General features: G+C 73.5%; 20 protein-coding genes. 11 read left to right on the forward strand and 9 right to left on the reverse strand.

The window, feature by feature from the left end:
- Positions 1–28 precede the first annotated feature (28 nt).
- The gene (locus tag ACFV5H_RS13960; protein ID WP_385194900.1) at positions 29–1,402 is read left to right on the forward strand and encodes an NAD(P)/FAD-dependent oxidoreductase; all 1,374 of its coding nucleotides are present in this window, start codon (positions 29–31) and stop codon (positions 1,400–1,402) included.
- A gap of 79 nt (positions 1,403–1,481) precedes the next feature.
- Positions 1,482–3,716 (forward strand): FUSC family protein, encoded by a 2,235-nt coding sequence (locus ACFV5H_RS13965; RefSeq protein WP_385050032.1) that lies wholly within the window; start codon positions 1,482–1,484, stop codon positions 3,714–3,716.
- Between the two features lie 512 nt (positions 3,717–4,228).
- On the opposite strand, the gene ACFV5H_RS13970 is transcribed toward ACFV5H_RS13965, so the two are convergent.
- The 4 genes from ACFV5H_RS13970 to ACFV5H_RS13985 form a co-directional block, all read right to left on the reverse strand.
- Positions 4,229–4,657 (reverse strand): hypothetical protein, encoded by a 429-nt coding sequence (locus ACFV5H_RS13970; protein WP_385050031.1) that lies wholly within the window; start codon positions 4,655–4,657, stop codon positions 4,229–4,231.
- Between the two features lie 28 nt (positions 4,658–4,685).
- The gene (locus ACFV5H_RS13975) at positions 4,686–4,916 is read right to left on the reverse strand and encodes a DUF5133 domain-containing protein (protein ID WP_385194799.1); all 231 of its coding nucleotides are present in this window, start codon (positions 4,914–4,916) and stop codon (positions 4,686–4,688) included.
- A gap of 32 nt (positions 4,917–4,948) precedes the next feature.
- The gene (locus ACFV5H_RS13980; RefSeq protein ID WP_385050027.1) at positions 4,949–5,812 is read right to left on the reverse strand and encodes a SigB/SigF/SigG family RNA polymerase sigma factor; all 864 of its coding nucleotides are present in this window, start codon (positions 5,810–5,812) and stop codon (positions 4,949–4,951) included.
- 194 nt (positions 5,813–6,006) lie between these two features.
- Positions 6,007–6,447 (reverse strand): ATP-binding protein, encoded by a 441-nt coding sequence (locus ACFV5H_RS13985; RefSeq protein ID WP_385050025.1) that lies wholly within the window; start codon positions 6,445–6,447, stop codon positions 6,007–6,009.
- A gap of 144 nt (positions 6,448–6,591) precedes the next feature.
- Here ACFV5H_RS13985 and ACFV5H_RS13990 point away from each other — a divergent pair, with 144 nt between their 5' ends.
- The 3 genes from ACFV5H_RS13990 (at position 6,592) to ACFV5H_RS14000 (ending at position 9,131) form a co-directional block, all read left to right on the forward strand.
- Positions 6,592–6,822 (forward strand): hypothetical protein, encoded by a 231-nt coding sequence (locus ACFV5H_RS13990; RefSeq protein ID WP_352384626.1) that lies wholly within the window; start codon positions 6,592–6,594, stop codon positions 6,820–6,822.
- 88 nt (positions 6,823–6,910) lie between these two features.
- On the forward strand, positions 6,911–8,398 hold the full coding sequence (locus ACFV5H_RS13995) for an aminotransferase class I/II-fold pyridoxal phosphate-dependent enzyme (protein WP_385050024.1): 1,488 nt from the start codon (positions 6,911–6,913) through the stop codon (positions 8,396–8,398).
- A 274-nt stretch (positions 8,399–8,672) separates the two neighbouring features.
- On the forward strand, positions 8,673–9,131 hold the full coding sequence (locus ACFV5H_RS14000) for a cyclic nucleotide-binding domain-containing protein (protein ID WP_385050022.1): 459 nt from the start codon (positions 8,673–8,675) through the stop codon (positions 9,129–9,131).
- A gap of 134 nt (positions 9,132–9,265) precedes the next feature.
- On the opposite strand, the gene ACFV5H_RS14005 is transcribed toward ACFV5H_RS14000, so the two are convergent.
- Positions 9,266–9,883, reverse strand: coding sequence for a LysE/ArgO family amino acid transporter (locus tag ACFV5H_RS14005; protein ID WP_385050020.1), 618 nt, complete (start codon positions 9,881–9,883; stop codon positions 9,266–9,268).
- Between the two features lie 67 nt (positions 9,884–9,950).
- On the opposite strand from ACFV5H_RS14005, the gene ACFV5H_RS14010 reads away from it, so the two are divergent.
- Positions 9,951–10,850, forward strand: coding sequence for a LysR family transcriptional regulator ArgP (locus tag ACFV5H_RS14010; RefSeq protein ID WP_385194801.1), 900 nt, complete (start codon positions 9,951–9,953; stop codon positions 10,848–10,850).
- Here ACFV5H_RS14010 and ACFV5H_RS14015 read toward each other — a convergent pair.
- Positions 10,847–11,542: a TetR/AcrR family transcriptional regulator gene (locus tag ACFV5H_RS14015; RefSeq protein WP_385050018.1), complete on the reverse strand. Its 696-nt coding sequence runs from the start codon at positions 11,540–11,542 to the stop codon at positions 10,847–10,849. The two genes, ACFV5H_RS14010 and ACFV5H_RS14015, sit on opposite strands and share 4 nt — an antisense overlap.
- A 132-nt stretch (positions 11,543–11,674) precedes the next feature.
- Here ACFV5H_RS14015 and ACFV5H_RS14020 point away from each other — a divergent pair, with 132 nt between their 5' ends.
- The 3 genes from ACFV5H_RS14020 to ACFV5H_RS14030 all read left to right on the forward strand — a co-directional run bounded on the left by ACFV5H_RS14020 (position 11,675) and on the right by ACFV5H_RS14030 (position 13,690).
- On the forward strand, positions 11,675–12,895 hold the full coding sequence (locus ACFV5H_RS14020; protein WP_385194803.1) for a saccharopine dehydrogenase family protein: 1,221 nt from the start codon (positions 11,675–11,677) through the stop codon (positions 12,893–12,895).
- Between the two features lie 115 nt (positions 12,896–13,010).
- Positions 13,011–13,262, forward strand: coding sequence for a WhiB family transcriptional regulator (locus ACFV5H_RS14025; RefSeq protein ID WP_385050012.1), 252 nt, complete (start codon positions 13,011–13,013; stop codon positions 13,260–13,262).
- A gap of 77 nt (positions 13,263–13,339) precedes the next feature.
- Complete coding sequence (locus ACFV5H_RS14030) at positions 13,340–13,690, forward strand: DUF488 domain-containing protein (protein WP_385050009.1); 351 nt, start codon at positions 13,340–13,342, stop codon at positions 13,688–13,690.
- On the opposite strand, the gene ACFV5H_RS14035 is transcribed toward ACFV5H_RS14030, so the two are convergent.
- Positions 13,687–15,360: an FAD-binding dehydrogenase gene (locus tag ACFV5H_RS14035; protein WP_385050006.1), complete on the reverse strand. Its 1,674-nt coding sequence runs from the start codon at positions 15,358–15,360 to the stop codon at positions 13,687–13,689. The two genes, ACFV5H_RS14030 and ACFV5H_RS14035, sit on opposite strands and share 4 nt — an antisense overlap.
- 46 nt (positions 15,361–15,406) lie before the next feature.
- Positions 15,407–16,015: a TetR/AcrR family transcriptional regulator gene (locus ACFV5H_RS14040; protein WP_385050004.1), complete on the reverse strand. Its 609-nt coding sequence runs from the start codon at positions 16,013–16,015 to the stop codon at positions 15,407–15,409.
- Positions 16,016–16,196: 181 nt separating this feature from the next.
- Between ACFV5H_RS14040 and ACFV5H_RS14045 the strand changes: the two genes are divergently transcribed.
- Together ACFV5H_RS14045 and ACFV5H_RS14050 are read left to right on the forward strand one after the other, a co-directional pair.
- Positions 16,197–16,949: an MBL fold metallo-hydrolase gene (locus tag ACFV5H_RS14045; RefSeq protein ID WP_385050001.1), complete on the forward strand. Its 753-nt coding sequence runs from the start codon at positions 16,197–16,199 to the stop codon at positions 16,947–16,949.
- A 41-nt stretch (positions 16,950–16,990) separates the two neighbouring features.
- Positions 16,991–18,223, forward strand: a complete 1,233-nt coding sequence (locus ACFV5H_RS14050) for a DUF4032 domain-containing protein (protein WP_385049998.1) — start codon at positions 16,991–16,993, stop codon at positions 18,221–18,223.
- 19 nt (positions 18,224–18,242) lie between these two features.
- Here ACFV5H_RS14050 and ACFV5H_RS14055 read toward each other — a convergent pair whose 3' ends face one another.
- On the reverse strand, positions 18,243–19,115 hold the full coding sequence (locus tag ACFV5H_RS14055; RefSeq protein ID WP_385049995.1) for a universal stress protein: 873 nt from the start codon (positions 19,113–19,115) through the stop codon (positions 18,243–18,245).
- Positions 19,116–19,232 lie beyond the last annotated feature (117 nt).

Below are 19,232 nucleotides of genomic sequence, written 5' to 3' on the forward strand. Positions count from 1 at the left end.
GGCAGACCGCCTGGAGCCGCAGGAAGGGATGGACACCGTGACACGACCCAGGATCCTGGTGGTGGGCGCAGGCTTCGCCGGCGTGGAGTGCGTGCGCCGGCTGGAGCGCAGGCTCGCCCCGAACGAGGCCGACCTCACTCTGGTGACGCCGTTCTCCTACCAGCTCTATCTGCCGCTGCTCCCCCAGGTGGCGTCGGGCGTGCTGACCCCGCAGTCGGTCGCGCTCTCCCTGCGCCGCAGCGAGAAGTACCGCACCCGGATCATCCCGGGCGGGGCCATCGGCGTGGACCTGAAGTCCAAGGTCTGCGTCATCCGCATCGTCAACGGCGAGATCGTCAACGAGCCGTACGACTACATCGTGCTGGCCCCCGGCAGCGTCACCCGCACCTTCGACATCCCGGGGCTGACGGACCACGCCTTCGGGCTCAAGTCGCTCGCCGAGGCCGCCTACCTCCGCGACCACGTCATCTCCCAGCTCGACCTGGCCGACGCGAGCCACGATCCGGCCGAGCGGGCCTCGCGGCTGCAGTTCGTGGTCGTCGGCGGCGGCTACGCGGGCACCGAGACCGCGGCCTGCCTGCAGCGGCTGACGCACGCCGCCGTCAAGCGCTACCCGCGGCTCGACCCGGGCCTGATCAAGTGGCATCTCATCGACATCGCGCCGAAGCTGATGCCCGAACTGGGCGAGAAGCTCGGGCGCAGCGCGCAGGAGATCCTGACCCGGCGCGGCATCGAGATCTCGCTGGGCGTCTCCATCGCGAAGGCGGGCGCCGAGGAGGTCACCTTCACCGACGGCCGGGCGGTGCCCACCCGCACCCTGATCTGGACCGCCGGTGTCGTCGCCAGCCCGCTCATCGCCACGCTCGACGCGGAGACCGTCCGGGGGCGGCTCGCGGTCAACGCGGACATGTGCCTGCCGGGCCACGACGGGGTGTTCGCGCTCGGCGACTCGGCCGCGGTGCCCGACGTGGCCAAGGGCGACGACGCCGTGTGCCCGCCGACCGCGCAGCACGCCCTGCGGCAGGGCCGGCACGTCGCCGAGAACGTCATCGCGACGCTGCGGGGCCGGCCGACACGGCCGTACGTCCACCAGGACCTCGGACTCGTGGTGGACCTCGGCGGCACCGACGCGGTGTCCAAGCCGCTCGGCATCGAACTGCACGGCCTGCCCGCCCAGGCGGTGGCCCGCGGCTACCACTGGTCGGCGCTGCGCACCGGTGTCGCCAAGACGCGGGTGATGACCAACTGGCTGCTGAACGCGGTCGCCGGCGACGATTTCGTACGCACCGGATTCCAGGCGCACAAGCCGGGGAACCTGCGGGACTTCGAGTACCTGGACGCCTATCTGACGCCGGAGCAGGTGCGGGAGCACGTCGCGGAGGCGGGCCGGGCCGCGCGGTGATCCGGGGGGCGGGAGACGGCGCGCGCCCGGCGGTGCCGGGGTCCGGGCGTGCGTGTACGACGGGAGAGAGTGCGGTGGAGTGAAGGCGGCGGGACGCTCGGTGCGGACACGGCTGCGGGACCACCTGGCGGCGTCCGACCCCGGTCTGCTGCGGCTGACGGCCGGGCTGCGGACGGTGGGCGCGATCGCGCTGACGCTGGCCGTGCTCGTCTCGGCGGGATTCGACGTCACCCGTCTGGTGGCGGGGGCGATGGCGGCGATGGTCGCCACCTTCGCCATCCGGGAGAAGCAGCGCGGCGCCCAGGCGATCACGCTGGCCGTCGGCCTGCCCGTCGCGCTGGTGTCCGTGTCGCTGGGCGCGGTGCTCAGCGAGCGGGTCGTCGTCGGGGACGCCTTCTTCGTCGTCCTCATCTTCGCCGCGGTGTACGGCCGCCGGTTCGGGGACCGCGGGACCGCGCTCGGTCTGATCGGCTTCCAGGTCTACTTCGTGTCCCTGTTCGTCGGCGCCTCCCCCTCACAGCTGCCGGGGCTGTGGGCGGTCCTGGCCGTCGCGTTCGCGTGCAGCGCCCTGGTCCGGTTCGCGGTCGTCCCCGTGACGCCCGCCGGACTGCTGCTGCGGCTGCGGACGGCCTTCCGGGCCCGGCTGGGCCGGCTCGTCTCCGCGCAGCTGGCGCTGCTGGACGCCGGGCCCGACGAGGTGGACAAGGCCCTGGAGGACATGCGGGAGGGCACCGCACGGCTGCACGAGACGGCCCTGATGATCCAGAGCCGGCTGGAGGAGGGCACGCCGGACGAGTCGACGGCGCGGCTGGTGCAGCGCCGGATCGCGGACGCGGAGATCGCCGCCGAGCGGCTCGGTCTGCTGCTGCTGTCGGCGCGCAGCGCCCAGCGGGCGGACACCCTCACCCTGCATCTGCCCGGTGCGCCCGCCCCGGAGGTGGGCCGACTGCCCGGCCCGGACGAGGCCACGGCCGTACTGCGACGGGACCTGCTCGCGCTGCGGGCGCTGGTGGTGCGCACCGGGGCCGGCGGAACGGGCGTGGCCCAGCTGCGCAACCGGCTGCTCGGCTACCGGGACGAGGAGAACCTGCCGGTCGCCACCCCGGCCGTGCGGGACGTGTTCCGGGCCGTCGGCGAGACCGCGCGCGCCGTCATGGGGCTGCGTATCGCGCTGGAGGGCCCGCAGGACGAGTCGGACGACAGTCCGGCGACGGCCAGGTCCCGGGAGGAGCTGGACGCCGAGGACGCCGCCATCGACGCCGGCGAGGAGGCGGAGGCGGCCGAGCCGCCGAAGGGGCTGCGACGGCCCACCACGCGCGCCGCCGTGCAGGTCTCCGTGGGCTCGACGCTGGCCATCGCCGGGGGCGAGCTGCTGTCCGCGCACCGCTGGTACTGGGCGGTGCTGACCTGCTGGATCGTCTTCATCAACACGGCCTCGACCGGCGAGATCCTGGTCAAGGGCTACCGGCGGCTGCTGGGCACGGTGTTCGGCGTCGTCGCCGGCATCCTGCTGGCCGCCCTGGTGGGCCGGCACACCTGGACGGCGTTCTTCCTGGTGCTGGTGCTGATCTTCGCCATGTTCTACACGGCGCCGCTGTCCTACACGCTGATGTCGTTCTTCGTGACGGCGATGCTCGGGCTGCTCTACACCCTGCTGCACACCTACAGCTGGGAGGTGCTGGTGCTGCGGGTGGAGGAGACGGCGCTGGGGGCGGCCTGCGGGGTGGTCGCGGCGGCGCTGGTGCTGCCGGTGAACACCGACCGGCGCACCAACGAGCTGCTGGTCACCGTGCTGGAGCGGCTCGCCGAGGTGACCGAGGCCGCCGTCGGCCAGCTCAGCGGCGGTCCCGCCGGCGATCTGCTGGACAAGGCGCGGGAGCTGGACCAGGCGCTGGGCGACCTGCGGTCCGCCACCCAGCCGCTGACGCATCCGGTGACCCCGCTGCGGGCCCGGCGCACCAACGCGCGCTATGTGGTGGCGCTCCTCGAGACGTGCGCGTATCACGCGCGTTCGCTGGCGGCCACGGCGGAGCTGCTGCCGACCCATCCGTCGATCGCGGCGGATCCCCGGCTGCGCGGGGCGGCGGGGCGCACGGTGCGCAACATCGTGACGATCGCGGACCGCGTCGCCGACGAGGACGTCACCGTGCCGGTCGAGACCGGCCCGAGCATCGCGTCCCTGCTGGGCGGCGACGGCACCGCCCGCTACGGCCGCATCACCGACCGCGTCCTGCGCCACCTGGAACGCCTGGACGAGGCCGTGGTGGGCCTCGCCCGCCCCCTGGCCGTCCCGGTGAAGACCCCCGAGCGCTGAGCCGCGGTCCCCGGTACGCCCGGACACCTCCCCCGGCGACCGGGCGGTCGCCCTTGCCGGCCCACGTGTTCGCCCCCGCCCGGCACCCGGACGCCGTCACGGACCGGCCGGCAGACCGCCGCCTCCGGCCCACGCGCCCGCGCGTACGCCCGGCCGGAGCGGCGCGCCCGTGTGCGCCCCCGCCCGGCACCCGGGCGCTGTCGCCGGGACCACCACAGGCCGGCCGGCAGGCCGTCGGCCCGCGCCCACGGCCCGACCAGGACCGCACATACGAGTCCGCCCGACCGGCAGACCGTCGGCCCCGGCCTACTGGACCGGCCCACGCGCCCGCGCGTACGCCCGGCCGGGGCGGCACGCCCGCGTGCGCCGCGCGTTCGCCCCCGCCCGGCACCCGGACGCCGTCGGCCCCGTCACAAGCCGACCGGCGGACCGCCGGACCGGTCGGGTCCCGCCCACGCGTACGGCCCCGGTCGGTACCGGGGCCGTACGTGCGGGCGGGACGTGGGCGGGGTTCAGAAGTCGGTCGGGAGGCCGCTGGCCTCGGCGATGCCTCGTAGCTCCTCGTTCTGGCGGTGGCGGTCCCTGATGTAGCCGGCGATCTCGTCCAGGCGGGAGGGGTCGGCGGCGGTCTCCGCGTCGGTGACCACCCGGACCGGTCCGGTCTCGTCGACCTCCAGCTCGACCACCTCGTTGTCCAGGCGGCCGGTGACGGCGGTGGCGATGACGAGGGCGGCCTCGTCGCGCACCTCCTGGGGGAGTTCCTCGTCCCCGCCGTCCAGCGCGAGGTCCATGCCGGACAGCCGGTGTTCCTCGATCGCCTGGAGGACCGGCTCCACCACGTGGAGCAGAAGCCGGTAGTCCTCGGTGTCCATCCGGACCCGCAGGAGGTCGAGATAGACGTCCACGGGCCTGCCTTCCGGGGGAATCTCGGATTCGCTCATCCGCTACGGGTTCCCCGCACACCGCGGGTCATACGGCGGCCGGGGTGCCGGCCCCGGGCGCGTCCTGCCCGGCCGTCGCCAGCCAGCCGCGCGCGGTGGCGAGCGCGTGGCGTACGTCCCGGGTGCCGGTCGACACGTACAGGGTGTACGCCAGGTCGCCGATCCGCGGGTCCGGGCCGGCCGGTCCGCCTCCGGCCGCCGTCAGGGCCTCGTACTCCTCGACGAGCCGGCGCAGCACGGTGGGGTGGGGCTTCAGCATGTGTCTCGCTCTCTGGTGGGGGCGGGCGTCGCTCACGCCGTCGCCGAGTGTCCGCCGGTGCCGCGGCGGCCGGTGCGCTGTCCCATCACGTCGGCGCGCACCCGGGCGCAGCTGCGGCTGATGAGACGGGAGACGTGCATCTGGGAGATGCCCAGCCGGTCGGCGATCCGGCTCTGGGTCATGTCCTCGAAGAACCGCATGTAGAGGATGGCGCGCTCGCGCTCCGGCAGCCTGCGCAGGCCCTCCTTGGCGGACTCGCGGTCGACGACGATGTCGTAGGAGGCGTCCGCGGCGCCGAGGGTGTCGGCGAGGCTGTAGCCGTCGTCGTCGGACGACAGTTCCGCGTCCAGGGAGAGGGTGCTGAAGCTCTCCAGGGCCTCCATGCCGGCGCCGACCTCGTCCTCGGTCAGCCCGGTGTGGGCGGCGATCGCCGCCACGGACGGCTCGGGGCTGCCGGGGTTCTGGGTGAGTTCGCGCCGGGCCACCCGCACCTTGTTGCGCAGTTCCTGCACCCGGCGGGGCACGCGCAGGGCCCACATCCGGTCGCGGAAGTGCCGCTTGACCTCGCCGGTGATGGTGGGGACGGCGTAGCTCTCGAAGGCGCCGCGGCTCGGGTCGAAGCGGTCGATGGCCTTCACCAGGCCCAGGGCGGCCACCTGGCGCAGGTCCTCGACGGCCTCGCCGCGGTCGCGGAAGCGGCCGGCGATGCGGTGGGCCATGGGCAGCCACGCGGTGACGAGCTCGTCCCGGACGGCGTCCCGTTCGGGGCCGTCCTCCAGGGAGGCCAGCCGGGTGAAGAGGGAGGCGGTGTCGGGGGCGTCGTCGTGCCGCCGGCGGGGTGCGGCGGTCGTCGTGTCGGAAGGGCCGGAACGATGGGCGGTCGTGTCAATGAGCATGCGGTTCGCTCCCGAACGGTGGTTTCAGGGATCTACCGCGGGAGGGCCGTCGCCGGGACGCCCGGAGGGTCCACAGCAGCCGTACCGCTCCCGCTGGCGCGCCTCCGGTCCGAAGCACGAACCTCCGATTGCCCCCTCGCCGGTGGAACAAACTCCGCTTCTTCACGCGATCTGCCGGGGCCTGTTCCGGCCGGTCAGGACAGGGGCACCACGGCGGTGATGCACTTGCCTCCGGCGGGCAGGTCGGACACCCGGATGTCGCGGGACAGCCGGCACACGATGGGCCAGCCGTGGCCGCCCGGACGGCGGCGTCCCTGCCGGTCGGCCGACGGCACGACCACGGGCAGCTCGTCGCTGCGGTCGCTCACCGACAGACGTACTCCGGGACCGCTCACGTCGACCTGGAAGTCGATGATCCCGCCGCCGTGCAGCATGGCGTTGGTGGTGAGTTCGGAGGCGACGAGCAGGACGTCCGCCAGGGCCTCGTCGTCGCAGGGGGTGCGGGTGGCCCGGCAGCGTTCGGACACCGCCCGGGTGACGGCCTCGCGGACCTCGGCCGGACGGCAGGGGCGAGGGGGTCCGGCCCGGTGCGCGCCGGGCAGTTCGAGGGGTTCGGTCGTGTACTCCTCACACATCGTGCGGCTCCCTGATCGGTGGCGAAGTAGATGGAGAATGCCTCGTACCTCCCTTTTCGGCTCACCTGTCCCGGTAGCGGCAAACCTCCCGGCCGTTCGCTGAATGCCTGTCATCCGATCGGCGCACGGGGGTACGCGGACGGTATGACCGATGTGGTGGACTCGGACGAACTGATGCGGCGCATCCAGCGGGCACGGGCCTGCGCGGCCCAGGAGGAGCGGACCTGGCGGGCCCGGGGCGACGAGCTGGGACGGGCGGGCACCGGCGATCCCGGCGCGGCGCGCGACGCCGAGGTGCGCGGGGTGGCCTACGGCGTGGTGCTGCGGGTGCTGGACGAGATCCTGACGCCGGGCAAGCGCGCGGCGCAGGGCTGACGGGCGGGGCCGTGTGGACTTCCGTACGGATTTCCGCGCGGATTTCCGTACGGGTTGAGGCGGGCCGCTGCCGGGCACCCGGAATCCCATGACGGTCGATCACAGCCGGGCGCCGGTTCTGGAAGCACTGGAGGAGTACCACCGCAAGGGGCGGCTGGGCTTCACCCCACCTGGGCACAAGCAGGCCCGCGGGGCGGATCCCGCGGTGCGTGAGGTGCTCGGGGACGCGGTGTTCCTGAGCGATGTGCTGGCGTCGGGCGGCCTGGACGACCGGCTCGTCCGGGGCCGGGTGCTGCAGCGGGCCCAGGAGCTGATGGCCGACGCGGTCCATGCCGACCACACCTTCTTCAGCACGTGCGGCAGCTCCCTGTCGGTCAAGGCGGCGATGCTGTCGGTCGCGGGGCCTCACGAGAAGCTGCTGATCGGGCGGGACGCCCACAAGTCGGTGGTGTCCGGGCTGATCCTGTCCGGGATCGAGCCGGTGTGGGTGGAGCCGCGGTGGGACGCCGAACGGCACATCGCGCACCCGCCGTCGGCCGACGACTTCGACCGGGCCTTCGACGCCCACCCGGACGCGCGCGGCGCGCTGGTGACCAGCCCGACGCCGTACGGCGCCAGTGCGGCGCTGCGGGACATCGCCGAGGTGTGCCACCGGCGTTCGCGCCCGCTGATCGTGGACGAGGCCTGGGGCGCGCACCTGCCCTTCCATCCCGATCTGCCGTCCTGGGCGATGGACGCGGGCGCCGACATCTGCGTGACCAGCATCCACAAGATGGGCAGCGGTCTGGAGCAGGGCTCGGTGTTCCATCTGCGGGGCGATCTGGTGCCGCCGGCGCTGCTGGGCATGCGCGCCGACCTGCTGGGGACCACCAGCCCGTCGGTGCTGATCCTCGCGGGCCTCGACGGCTGGCGGCGGCAGATGGCGCTGCACGGCAAGGAGCTGATGGGGTCGGCGCTGTCGCTCGCCGACGGGGTCCGGGCCGCGATCGAGGAGATCGACGGCATGCACGTCGACGACCGGGACGACTTCTGCGGCCCGGGGCTGGCGGACGGCTTCGATCCGCTGCCCGGCGTGATCGATCTCGACGGTCTCGGCATCACGGGATTCCAGGCGGCGGACTGGCTGCGCGAGCACCGCGGCGTCGACGCGCACCTGGTGGACCACCGCCGTATCGGGATGCAGATCACCCACGGCGACGACCGGGAGACGACCGGGGAACTGCTGTCGGCGCTGCGGGACCTGGGCCGGGCGGCGCGGAGCCTGCCCCGGGCGCCGAGGGTGGACGTGCCGTCGCCGGGCGAACTGCGGATGGCGCAGGCGCTGCTGCCGCGGGACGCGTTCTTCGGCCCGACCGAGGACGTGCCGGTGGACCGGGCCGCCGGACGGATCGCGGCCGAGATGGTCACGCCGTATCCGCCCGGGATCCCGGCCGTCCTGCCGGGCGAACGGCTCACCGGGCCCGTGCTCCGCTATCTGCGGACGGGGCTGGCCGCGGGCATGCACCTGCCGGACCCGTCGAACCCCGGTCTGGACACGGTCCGGGTGGTGGACGAGCGCGCCGGCCGGGACCAGTGAAACAGGTCACGTGACCCGATTACCCGGACACCGCCGAAATGGTTTATCGTTCATTCATACGTGGTGGCGGAGTCGACCCCCCGTCCTCCGGACATCACCGCTTACGGCCCTGGCTGGCTTCCCCCGTCCAGCCAGGGCTTTTTCATGCCCGGGCGGGGGCCGGCGGCAGGAACCGGACTTCCCGTGCCCGCCGAGGTGCCCCGAACGGCCGCAGCGGCTGAAATGAACGTAGGGAAAGCACCGGAACCGAATGCCCGGCGAGGAGCCCCGCGCCATGACCAAAGCGATCAAACTCCTGACCGCCCTTCCCCCGCCGCAGCGCGAGCGCCTGATGGCACTGGCGCGGGAGGTGTCCTTCCCCGAGGACACCCGCATCTTCGAGGCGGGAGGCACCGCCGACCGGTTCTGGGTGATCCGCTCCGGCGCGGTCTCGCTGGACCAGCGGGTGAACGACCTGCACCGGGTGACCGTCGCCGGTCTCGGCGCGGGTGATCTGCTGGGCTGGTCCTGGCTGTTCCCGCCCCACCAGTGGGACTTCGGCGCCGTGGCCTTCAGCCAGGTGCGCGCCTACGAGTTCGACGCGGCGGCCGTGCTGCGGCTCTGCGAGGAGGACCCGCCGCTCGGGCTGACCCTGGTGCGCAGCGTCGCCGAGGTGCTCGCCCACCGGCTGGAGACGACACGCGGCAAGCTGATGGAGCAGTACACGATGCACCGGCGCGGCGGGACGCTGTAGCGGCCCCGCACCCGGTGGCGGCGCGGCGCGGGCACCGTGACGACCGTACGGGGAGGCCGGAGGCGGAGCCCGCGACGCGGCCGTGCGGCACGTCGGCCGGGCCCGGCGTCGGGGAGCCGCGCGGGCCTTCGGTGTCAGGCTCCCGCGATGAGCGTCAGGCCGAGGACGATCATGGTGGCGGCGACCAGGCCGTCCAGGACCCGCCAGGCGGCGGGACGGGCCAGGAAGCGGCTCAGCAGGCGGGCGCCGAAGCCGAGCGCCGCGAACCAGCAGACGCTGGCCAGTACGGCACCGAGGCCGAAGGTCCAGCGCAGCGGGCCGTGGTCGGCGGCGACCGAGCCCAGCAGGAACACCGTGTCGAGGTAGACGTGCGGGTTGAGCCAGGTCATGGCGAGGCAGGTGAGCACGGCCCGGCGCCGTGAGCTCGCCGCCTCGCCCGCCGTCTCCAGCCCGGCGGCGGCAGGGCGCAGCACCCGGCGGGCGGCCAGGGCGCCGTAGCCGAGCAGGAACGCGCCGCCGATCCAGCCGACCGCCGTCAGCGCGCCGGGCCAGGCCACGACCACCGCGCCGACCCCGCCGACACCGAGGGCGATGAGCGCCGCGTCGGACAGGGCGCAGATCCCGACGACGGCGAGTACGGCGTCGCGGCGGACGCCCTGGCGCAGGACGAAGGCGTTCTGGGCACCGATGGCGACGATGAGGGAGAGGCCGGTGCCGAATCCGGCGGCGGCGGTGGTCAGGGCGCTGGTCATGCCGAGGACGCTACGGGCGGGAAGGCCCTGCAGTACAGCTAAGGATTCTTACGTAGCATTAGCTCCCATGATGAAGGATCTTCCGCTGGACCAGGTGAGGACCCTGCTCGCCGTGGTGGACGAGGGGACGTTCGACGCGGCGGCCGCCGCGCTGCACGTCACGCCCTCGGCGGTGAGCCAGCGGGTGAAGGCGCTGGAGCAGCGCACGGGGCGGGTGCTGCTGCTGCGCACCAAGCCGGTGCGGCCGACCGAGTCGGGCGAGGTGCTGGTCAGGCTCGCCCGCCAGACGGTCCGGCTGGAACGGGACGCCTGCGCCGAGCTGGGGCTGAGCGGGGCCGGGGAGCCGACCCGGGTGCCGGTGGCGGTGAACGCGGACTCGCTGGCGACCTGGTTCCTCGGGGCCCTCACCCGCCTGCCGGCCGACTCGCGGCTCCGCTTCGAACTGCGCCGGGAGGACGAGGCCCATACGGCGGCGCTGCTGCGGGAGGGGACGGTGATGGCCGCGGTGACCTCGTCGCCGGACCCGGTGCCGGGCTGTTCCGTACGGCATCTGGGGCGGATGCGCTATCTCCCGGTGGCGAACCCGGAGTTCGCCGTACGGCATCTCGCGGGACCGCTGCGGGAGGTACTGCCCGTGGCGCCGGTGGTGGTGTTCGACCGGAAGGACGACTTCCAGGACGGCTTCGTGCGCCGGCTCACGCGCGGACGCACCGAGGCGAGCGCGCTGCGCCACTACGTGCCGGCCTCGGAGGGCTTCGCCGAGGCGGTCGCCGCGGGCCTGGGCTGGGGCATGGTCCCCGAGGCCCAGGCCGGCCCCCTGCTCCGGGCCGGCCGCCTCACGGTGTTCGCCCCGGACCGGGCGGTCGACATCTCCCTGTACTGGCAGCAGTGGAAGCTGGACTCCCCCGCGCTGGCGGCGGTGGCGGACGCGGTCACGGAGGCGGCGGCAGAGGCCCTGCGCCGCTAGGCCAGGCTGTTCCCCGCGCTCTCCAGGAGCATGTCCAGCGCCGTCGGGTAGGCGCTGGTGACCATGCGGGTGGCCAGCAGGGGCGCGGCCTCGGCGATGCGGGGGTGGGTGGCGGCGGGGAGGCGGGCGTAGGTGGAGCGCCACATCTCCTCGTCGGCGTGGAGTGCGGCGCCGGGCAGGGCCAGGGACGCGGCGTCGAGGGCGGCGAAGGCCAGCGTGGTGTCGATGAAGGCGTGGTAGACGCGGACCGTCTCCGGCAGCGGGAAGCCCGCGGTGCGCAGCACGTCGAGGACCGCCTCGTCGGCCGCCAGTTCGTTCGCCCGGCCGGAGACCCGGCTCGCCGTGAGGACGGCGGCCTGCGGGTGCGACACATAGGCGGCGTGGATGCGCAGCCCGACGGCCCGCAGGTCGGCCCGCCACTGTCCCGTGGGATGCCAGCCGTGCAGCGCCTGGCCGATCAGCGCGTCGCCGATGGCGAGGGTCAGCTCGTCCATGCCGCGGAAGTAGCGGTAGAGGGTGCTCGGGTCGCAGTCCAGGGCGAGGCCGAGGCGGCGGGCGGTCAGACCCGTGCTGCCGTGCTCGCGCAGCAGACGCAGCGCCGTCCCGACGATCAGCGTCTCGGACAGGACCCGGCCGCTCCTCGTCGGCCTGCGGCGCCGCCGGCGCTCCTCGGGAACCACGCGTTTCGGCATCGTCGTCTCCTCACGCCCTTATGCCAACGCCATTGACCTTATGTCGTCGCGAGGCGTTGTATCTCCGGCCAGGGGCCCCGCACACATCCCGGATCCCTGAGGATCCACGAGGCAGAGAGGGAGTGCTCCGTCATGCGCGTACTGCTGGTGGGAGCCGGCGGCGTGGGTACCGCCGTCACCCGGATCGCGGCCCGGCGGCCGTTCTTCGACCGGATGGTGGTGGCCGACCACGACCGGGGCCGGGCCGAGGCGGCGGTCGCCGCGCTCGGCGCGGAAGGGGACCGGTTCCGTGCCGAGCACGTGGACGCCGGTGACAAGGACGGGGTGGTGGCGCTGCTCGGACGGCACGGCTGCGACGTCCTGCTCAACGCCACCGACCCCCGGTTCGTGATGCCGCTGTTCCGGGCCGCGCGCCGCGCCGGTGCCACCTATGTCGACATGGCGATGTCGCTGTCCCGGCCGCACGCCGAACGGCCGTACGAGGAGTGCGGGGTGAAGCTCGGCGACGAGCAGTTCGCACGGTCCGAGGAGTGGGAGAAGGCCGGTGCGCTCGCCCTGGTCGGGATGGGCGTCGAACCGGGGCTGTCGGACGTCTTCGCCCGGTACGCCGCCGACGAACTCTTCGACGAGATCGAGGAGATCGGCGTCCGCGACGGCGCGAACCTCACGGTGGACGGCTACGGCTTCGCGCCGTCCTTCAGCATCTGGACCACCATCGAGGAGTGCCTCAACCCGCCCGTGGTCTACGAGGAGGGCCGCGGCTGGTTCACCACCGAGCCGTTCAGCGAGCCGGAGGTGTTCGACTTCCCGGAGGGCATCGGCCCGGTGGAGTGCGTGAACGTCGAGCACGAGGAGGTGCTGCTCGTCCCGCGCTGGGTGGACGCCCGCCGGGTGACCTTCAAGTACGGTCTGGGCCGAGAGTTCATCGACACGCTCAGGACGCTGCGCCTGCTGGGCCTGGACCGCACCGAACCGGTGACCGTGCCCGGCCCGGAGGGTCCGGTGCGGGTCTCCCCCAGGGACGTGGTGGCCGCCTGTCTGCCCGACCCGGCGACGCTGGGCGAGCGGATGCACGGCAAGACCTGCGCCGGCACCTGGGTGCGGGGCGTGAAGGACGGGGCGCCGCGTGAGGTGTACCTGTACCACGTGGTCGACAACCAGTGGTCCATGGCCGAGTACGGCTGCCAGGCCGTGGTGTGGCAGACCGCCGTCAATCCCGTCGTCGCCCTCGAACTGCTCGCCGGCGGCGCCTGGTCGGGCACGGGCGTGCTCGGTCCGGAGGCGTTCCCCGCGGGGCCGTTCCTGGAACTGCTGACCGCGTACGGCTCGCCCTGGGGGCTGCGCGAACAGTGACCGCGCGCACGGCGTCCCGTTGTTTCACCTCCGGTAGACAGGTGACCCGAAAAGGAGTAAGGCGCCCAAAAGGGTGCCTGCCCGTTCTCACACCGATGATCGCAGGTGACTCTCGATGGACAACTGGCGCGAACGTGCGGCCTGCAGGACCGAGGACCCCGACCTCTTCTTCCCGATCGGCACCACCGGCCCCGCCCTGATGCAGACGGAACAGGCCAAGGCCGTGTGCCGACGCTGCCCCGTGCGGGAGCAGTGCCTCCAGTGGGCGCTGGACACGGGGCAGTCCATCGGGGTGTGGGGCGGTACGAGCGAGACGGAACGCCGTGCCCTGAAGCGCCGTATCGCCGCCCGGCGCTCCTCCGGCTAGCCGGGCCCGGCGGTCCCGCCGTGCCCGGCCCGGTGCGTCGCAGTACGCTCGCGGGACACCGCCGGAAGGGGCCGACCATGAGCGTGCGCGTGCGCCGTGTCCACGAACCGCCCGAGCCGGACGACGGGATCCGGGTCCTGGTCGACCGCCTGTGGCCGCGCGGTCTGACGAAGGACGCGGCGCGGGTGGACGAGTGGCCCAAGGGGCTGACCCCGTCCACCGGGCTGCGCCGCTGGTACCACGCGGACGACCGGCCGTACGAGGAGTTCCGCGAGCGCTACGAGGCGGAACTGGCCACCCCGGAGGCCGCCGAACTCCTCGACCACGTACGGGAACTGGCCAGGAAGGGCCCGGTGACCCTGCTGACCGCGTCCAGGAGCCCTCGGACCGGTCACGCGGAGGTGCTGGCCCGCCTGCTGGAGGACTAGGCGGTGTGCGCGGCCGCCGCGCGCCCCGCCGCCCGGCCCGAGAAGAGGCAGCCGCCGAGGAAGGTGCCCTCCAGGGCGTTGTAGCCGTGGACACCGCCGCCGCCGAAGCCCGCCACCTCGCCCGCCGCGTACAGGCCCTCGACGGGCCGGCCGTCGGCGCCGAGCGCGCGGGAGTCGAGGTCGGTCTGGATGCCGCCGAGGGTCTTGCGGGTGAGGATGTTCAGCTTGACGCCGATCAGCGGGCCGGCCGCCGGGTCGAGGATGCGGTGCGGGGTGGCGACGCGGCCGAGACGGTCACCGATGTAGCGGCGGGCGTTGCGGATGCCCTGTACCTGGGCGTCCTTGCTGTAGGCATTGGCCATCTGCAGGTCGCGGGCCTCGATCTGACGGCGTACGAGGGCCGCGTCGAGCAGCGGTTCGTCGGTGAGGGCGTTCATCTTCTCGACGAGCTGTTCGACGGTGGGGGCGGTCACGAAGTCGGCGCCCTTGCGCAGGAACGCGTCCACCGGGCCGGGGGCGCCCTTGCCCAGCACGCGGGTGCGCAGGAAGCCGGCCCGGTCCTTGGCGGTGATGTCGGGGTTCTGCTCGGAGCCCGACAGCGCGAACTCCTTCTCGATGATCCTCTGGGTGAGGACGAACCAGGAGTGGTCGTGTCCGGCGATGTCCTCGGTGGTGCGCAGGTGCTTCAGCGTGCCGAGGGTGTCGTAGCCGGGCAGACAGGGGTCGGGCAGCCGGCGGCCGAGGGCGTCGAACCACATCGAGGACGGTCCGGGCAGGATGCGGATGCCGTGTCCGGGCCAGATCGGGTCCCAGTTGCGCAGGCCCTCGGTGTAGTGCCACATGCGGTCCCGGTTGACCAGCCGCACGCCCGCGCGGGCGCTGATGTCGAGCATCCGCCCGTCGACGTAGGCCGGGACCCCGGTGACCATCTCGCGGGGCGGGGTGCCCAGCCGCTCGGGCCAGTACCGGCGGACGATGTCGTGGTCGGCGCCGATGCCGCCGCTGGTGACGATCACGGCCTGGGCGGTGAGCTCGAACTCGCCGATCGCCTCGCGGCCGGAGGCGACACCGCGCGGTGCGTCGTCCTCCGCGAGCACGGTGCCGCGCACCCCGCGCGCGGTGCCGCCCTCGACGACGAGTTCGTCGACCCGGTGACGGTGGTGGAAGGTGAGCAGTCCGTCGCGGACGGCCTGCCGGGCGTACCGGACGAAGGGCGCGACGACGCCGGTCCCGGTGCCCCAGGCGATGTGGAAGCGGGGCACGGTGTTGCCGTGTCCGTCCGCGCGGAGGTCGCCGCGCTCGGCCCAGCCGACGGTGGGCAGGAAGGTGATGCCGTGGCCGTCCAGCCAGGACCGCTTCTCCCCCGCCGCCCACTCGACGTACGCCCTCGCCCAGCGCACCGCCCAGGAGTCCTCGTCGTCGAGCCGGTCGAAGCCCGCGCTGCCCTGCCAGTCGTTCCAGGCGAGGTCGAAGGAGTCCTTGACGCCCAGGCGCCGCTGCTCCGGGGAGCCGACGAGGAACAGCCCGCCGAAGGACCAGAAGGCCTGCCCGCCGAGGTTGGCGGCGTTCTCCTGGTCGACCAGGGCGACCCTGCGGCCCCTGGCGGTCAGCTCGTGGGCCGCGACGAGGCCCGCGAGTCCCGCTCCGACGACGATGACGTCGGCATCCATGGCGACCGTCCCTTCCTGTTGTGCGGTGACTGTGGTGCGGTGACTGTCATGCGGTGAGCAGCGCGGTCAGCAGTTGTTTCAGCCAGGCCCGGGCGCCCGCGACGTCCCGGTCAAGGAGCAGTCGGGTGGTGACACCGTCGTAGGCGGCGACCACGGCGTGCGCGGCGCCCTCGGCGTCACCGAGCACGGCGGGCAGTCCGGTGTGGCCGCGGGCCCGCGCGAGCCGGTCCTCGACGGCCCGCCGCAGCCGCGCCCGGTGCTCCAGCAGGGCGCGCGCCACCTCCGGGTCACGGGCGGCGTGCACCAGGAAGTCGGTCTTCACCAGCAGCCAGTCGCGGTCGAGGAGCAGGACCTCGGTGACGCGGTCCACGGCGGCGGGCACGTCGAGGTCGGGTCCGTCCTGGGCGAGGGCCCCGGCGACCTGCTCGGCGATCAGTTCGGCGCGCTCCGTGTAGAGGGCGAAGAACAGTTCGTCCAGGCCGGCGAAGTTGGAGTAGAAGGCGCCCCTGGTGTAGCCGGCGGCCTCGCAGACCTCCTCGATCGAGACGTGCCCGAAGCCCTTGGCGGCGAAGACGGAGAACGCCGCTTCGAGCAGGTTCGCGCGCGTGCGCAGCCGGCGTCCGGTGACGCGCCTCTCCGTACCGCCCGCCGTCATGGTCGCTCCTTCGTCCGATACGGGAACGTATCCGATACACCGGTGTATCGAAAGAGCCGGGAGCGGCGGGATCGCACCGGAGTCCCGCGGGGCCGGCGCCGCCACGGCCGCGCCCACCACCCGCGCCGTGATCTGCTTTCCTTCTCCCGTCCGGCAGGAACGACTGGAAGTCGGGACGAACATGCGAGCAACCGTGCGGCACGTCGCGGACGGCACCTTCCTGGTGCACGGCACGAACACCAACTGGGTGATCCTGACCGAGGGGGACGCCGTCACACTGATCGACACCGGCTACCCCGGCGACCGCGAGGGGCTGCTCGCCTCCCTCGCGGAGGTGGGGAGTCCGCCGGAGGCGGTGACGGCCGTACTGATCACGCACGCCCACAGCGACCACCTGGGCTCCGCCGAGTACCTGAGCGCCGCGTACGGCACCCCCGTGTACACCCACAAGGCCGAAGTCCCGCACGCCCGGCGGGACTTCCTGCACCAGGTGACCGTCGGGCAGGTACTGCGCAACGGCTGGCGGCCGGGCGTGCTGCCCTGGGCGGCGCACGCCCTGCGCTCCGGCGGGACGGCGGACGTGGCGGTCACCGCGCCCGAGCCGTTCCCCGGGGCCGGTCCGGGTCCGCTCGATCTGCCCGGCCGGCCCGTACCCGTGCACACGCCCGGCCACACCGCCGGGCACTGCGCGTTCCACTTCCCGGGCACCGGGGTGGTGGTGTCGGGCGACGCCCTGGTGAGCGGCCATCCCACCTCGCGGACCGAGGGACCGCAGATGCTGACGGACATGTTCCACCACGAGCGCGCCACCGCCGTCGCCTCGCTGGACGTCCTGGCGGAGCTGGACGGCGACCTGCTGCTGCCCGGACACGGCCCGCTGCACGAGGGGCCCGTACGGGACGCCGCCCGGCTGGCCCGGGAGCGCGCGCAATAGGGTGGGACGACGATCGCCCACGAGACGAGGACACTCCCGCCATGGCACTGCAGATCAACGCCACCAACCCGGAGCATCCCGCGCTCCTGTTGGAACTGCCGTGGCACCTGCCGCTGGAGGAGTGGCCGGAGGAGTACCTGGTGCCGCTGCCACGCGGCATCTCCCGGCACGTGGTGCGCTACTCGCGCGCCGGCGACGAGGTGATCGCGGTGAAGGAGCTCGCCCGGCGGCCCGCGCTGCGCGAGTACGAGCTGCTGCGCGACCTGGACCGGATCGGCATCCCCGCGGTGGACCCGCTGGCCGTGGTCACCGGCCGCACCGACACCGCCGGTGAGCCGCTGGAGAGCGTGCTGATCACCCGTCACCTCGGCGGCTCGATGCCGTACCGGTCGATGTTCGAGACGACGCTGCGCCCGGCGACCATGCACCGGCTGATGGACGCGCTCGCCGTGCTGCTGGTGCGGCTGCACCTGGCCGGGTTCGCGTGGGGCGACTGCTCGCTGTCCAACACGCTGTTCCGGCGCGACGCGGGCGCCTACGCCGCGTATCTCGTGGACGCCGAGACCGGTGACCTGCACCCGGAACTGAGCGTCGGCCAGCGCGAGTACGACCTCGATCTCGCGCGCGTCAACATCAGCGGCGAACTGCTCGACCTGGAGGCCTCCGGGGCGCTGCACCCCTCCGTCGACCCGATCGAGTTCGGCACCGAGATCTGCGCCCGCTACACGGGGCTGTGGCAGGAGCTGACCCGTACCTCCGTCTACCCGGCGGGCAAGCACCACTACATCGAGCGCCGCATCCGCCGGCTGAACGACCTCGGTTTCGACGTGGCCGAGATGCAGATCGAGCACGCCTCCAACGGCGACACCGTCACCTTCGTGCCCAAGGTCGTCGACGCCGGCCACCACCAGCGGCAACTGCTGCGCCTGACCGGGCTCGACGCCGAGGAGAACCAGGCCAGGCGGCTGCTGAACGATCTGGAGAGCTGGATGGCCACCCAGGACGACTACGCGCCCGGTGATCCTCTCGGCGCCCGCCCGGAGGTCCTCGCCCACCGCTGGGTGCGCGAGGTCTTCCGGCCCACCGTGCGGTCCGTGCCGCCGGAGCTGCGCGGCCCGATGGACGCCGCGGAGATCTACCACGAACTGCTGGAGCACCGCTGGTACCTGTCCGAGCGGGCGCAGCACGACATCGGACTCGACACGGCCGTCGAGGACTACATCAGGAACATCCTCCCGAAGGCGCGGGAGACGCTCCGGCCGACGGACGGCTAGCCGGCCGGAGCGCACGGGGTCAGGCCGGCGGAACCACGGCCACCGGGCAGTCCGCGTGGTGCAGGACGCCGTAGGCCACCGAGCCGATCCTGGCGCCCACGGCCGTGCGGTGGGCGCGGCGGCCGACCACCATCAGCTGGGCGGTGCCCGCCACCGACAGCAGCACCTGCCCGGCGCTGCCCATCTCCACGTGCTCGATCACGTGCACGTCCGGGTAGCGCTCCCGCCACGGCGCGAGGGCCGCCGCCAGCGCCTTCTGCTCGTACGGTTCCAGGCCGCCGGCCTCGTCGAGGAGCTGGAGCGAGGCGGGGCTGTAGGCGAACACCGGGGGCAGGGTCCAGGCCCGTACGGCGCGCACCGTGGCCCCGCGCCGGGCCGCGGTCTCGAAGGCGAGGCCGAGCGCGGCGGCGCTGTCCTCGGGGTCGCCCTGCTGGCCGACGACGATCTCGTGTCCGGCGACCTCGTTCGACGGCTGGTCCCCGGCCCGCACGAACACCACAGGACGCCCGGCGTCGACGATCACCTGCTGGCCGACCGAGCCGACCAGGAAGCCCATGATCCGCCCGTGTCCGCGCGAGCCGAGCACCAGCAGCTCCGCGTCCGCGGCGGCGCCGGTCAGCGTTTGCACGGCGTCGCCCTCCAGGACGTCCGTCGTCACGGCCAGGTCGGGGTGGCGTTCACCGACGGCACGGACCGCCTCCTCCACCGACGCGCGCACCCACTGCTCCTGCGTGGCCCTGTCCCCCGTGTCCACCGCGTCGTGCGCCTCGAACCGCCAGGCGTGCACCACCCTGAGCGGCAGTCCCCGGCGGACCGCCTCCCGCGCGGCCCAGGCCAGCGCGGCGAGGCTCTCCCCGGTTCCGTCGATCCCTGCCGTGATCGGGCGTGTCATGCGGTTCCTCCCGGTGTCGTGTCCACTTCGCATGATCCAGTCTTCCCTACGCTCCGCGGCTCGCGCATACCTGAGCGCGGGAGCGCCGTCGAACATACGATGGACAGGGCCGGTGCG

The sequence above is a fragment of the Streptomyces sp. NPDC059787 genome, assembly GCF_042732315.1.
In the GTDB taxonomy this organism is placed as follows: domain Bacteria; phylum Actinomycetota; class Actinomycetes; order Streptomycetales; family Streptomycetaceae; genus Streptomyces; species Streptomyces atrovirens.

Bases quoted from the DNA above. Each gene is read 5' to 3' on its own strand.
- ACFV5H_RS13960 (WP_385194900.1), top strand. From the start codon at position 29: ATGGACACCGTGACACGACCCAGGATCCTGGTGGTGGGCGCAGGCTTC.
- ACFV5H_RS13970 (WP_385050031.1), bottom strand. From the start codon at position 4,657: ATGAGCGAATCCGAGATTCCCCCGGAAGGCAGGCCCGTGGACGTCTAT.
- ACFV5H_RS13975 (WP_385194799.1), bottom strand. From the start codon at position 4,916: ATGCTGAAGCCCCACCCCACCGTGCTGCGCCGGCTCGTCGAGGAGTAC.
- ACFV5H_RS13980 (WP_385050027.1), bottom strand. From the start codon at position 5,812: ATGCTCATTGACACGACCGCCCATCGTTCCGGCCCTTCCGACACGACG.
- ACFV5H_RS13985 (WP_385050025.1), bottom strand. From the start codon at position 6,447: ATGTGTGAGGAGTACACGACCGAACCCCTCGAACTGCCCGGCGCGCAC.
- ACFV5H_RS13990 (WP_352384626.1), top strand. From the start codon at position 6,592: ATGACCGATGTGGTGGACTCGGACGAACTGATGCGGCGCATCCAGCGG.
- ACFV5H_RS13995 (WP_385050024.1), top strand. From the start codon at position 6,911: ATGACGGTCGATCACAGCCGGGCGCCGGTTCTGGAAGCACTGGAGGAG.
- ACFV5H_RS14000 (WP_385050022.1), top strand. From the start codon at position 8,673: ATGACCAAAGCGATCAAACTCCTGACCGCCCTTCCCCCGCCGCAGCGC.
- ACFV5H_RS14005 (WP_385050020.1), bottom strand. From the start codon at position 9,883: ATGACCAGCGCCCTGACCACCGCCGCCGCCGGATTCGGCACCGGCCTC.
- ACFV5H_RS14010 (WP_385194801.1), top strand. From the start codon at position 9,951: ATGATGAAGGATCTTCCGCTGGACCAGGTGAGGACCCTGCTCGCCGTG.
- ACFV5H_RS14015 (WP_385050018.1), bottom strand. From the start codon at position 11,542: ATGCCGAAACGCGTGGTTCCCGAGGAGCGCCGGCGGCGCCGCAGGCCG.
- ACFV5H_RS14020 (WP_385194803.1), top strand. From the start codon at position 11,675: ATGCGCGTACTGCTGGTGGGAGCCGGCGGCGTGGGTACCGCCGTCACC.
- ACFV5H_RS14025 (WP_385050012.1), top strand. From the start codon at position 13,011: ATGGACAACTGGCGCGAACGTGCGGCCTGCAGGACCGAGGACCCCGAC.
- ACFV5H_RS14030 (WP_385050009.1), top strand. From the start codon at position 13,340: ATGAGCGTGCGCGTGCGCCGTGTCCACGAACCGCCCGAGCCGGACGAC.
- ACFV5H_RS14035 (WP_385050006.1), bottom strand. From the start codon at position 15,360: ATGGATGCCGACGTCATCGTCGTCGGAGCGGGACTCGCGGGCCTCGTC.
- ACFV5H_RS14040 (WP_385050004.1), bottom strand. From the start codon at position 16,015: ATGACGGCGGGCGGTACGGAGAGGCGCGTCACCGGACGCCGGCTGCGC.
- ACFV5H_RS14045 (WP_385050001.1), top strand. From the start codon at position 16,197: ATGCGAGCAACCGTGCGGCACGTCGCGGACGGCACCTTCCTGGTGCAC.
- ACFV5H_RS14050 (WP_385049998.1), top strand. From the start codon at position 16,991: ATGGCACTGCAGATCAACGCCACCAACCCGGAGCATCCCGCGCTCCTG.
- ACFV5H_RS14055 (WP_385049995.1), bottom strand. From the start codon at position 19,115: ATGACACGCCCGATCACGGCAGGGATCGACGGAACCGGGGAGAGCCTC.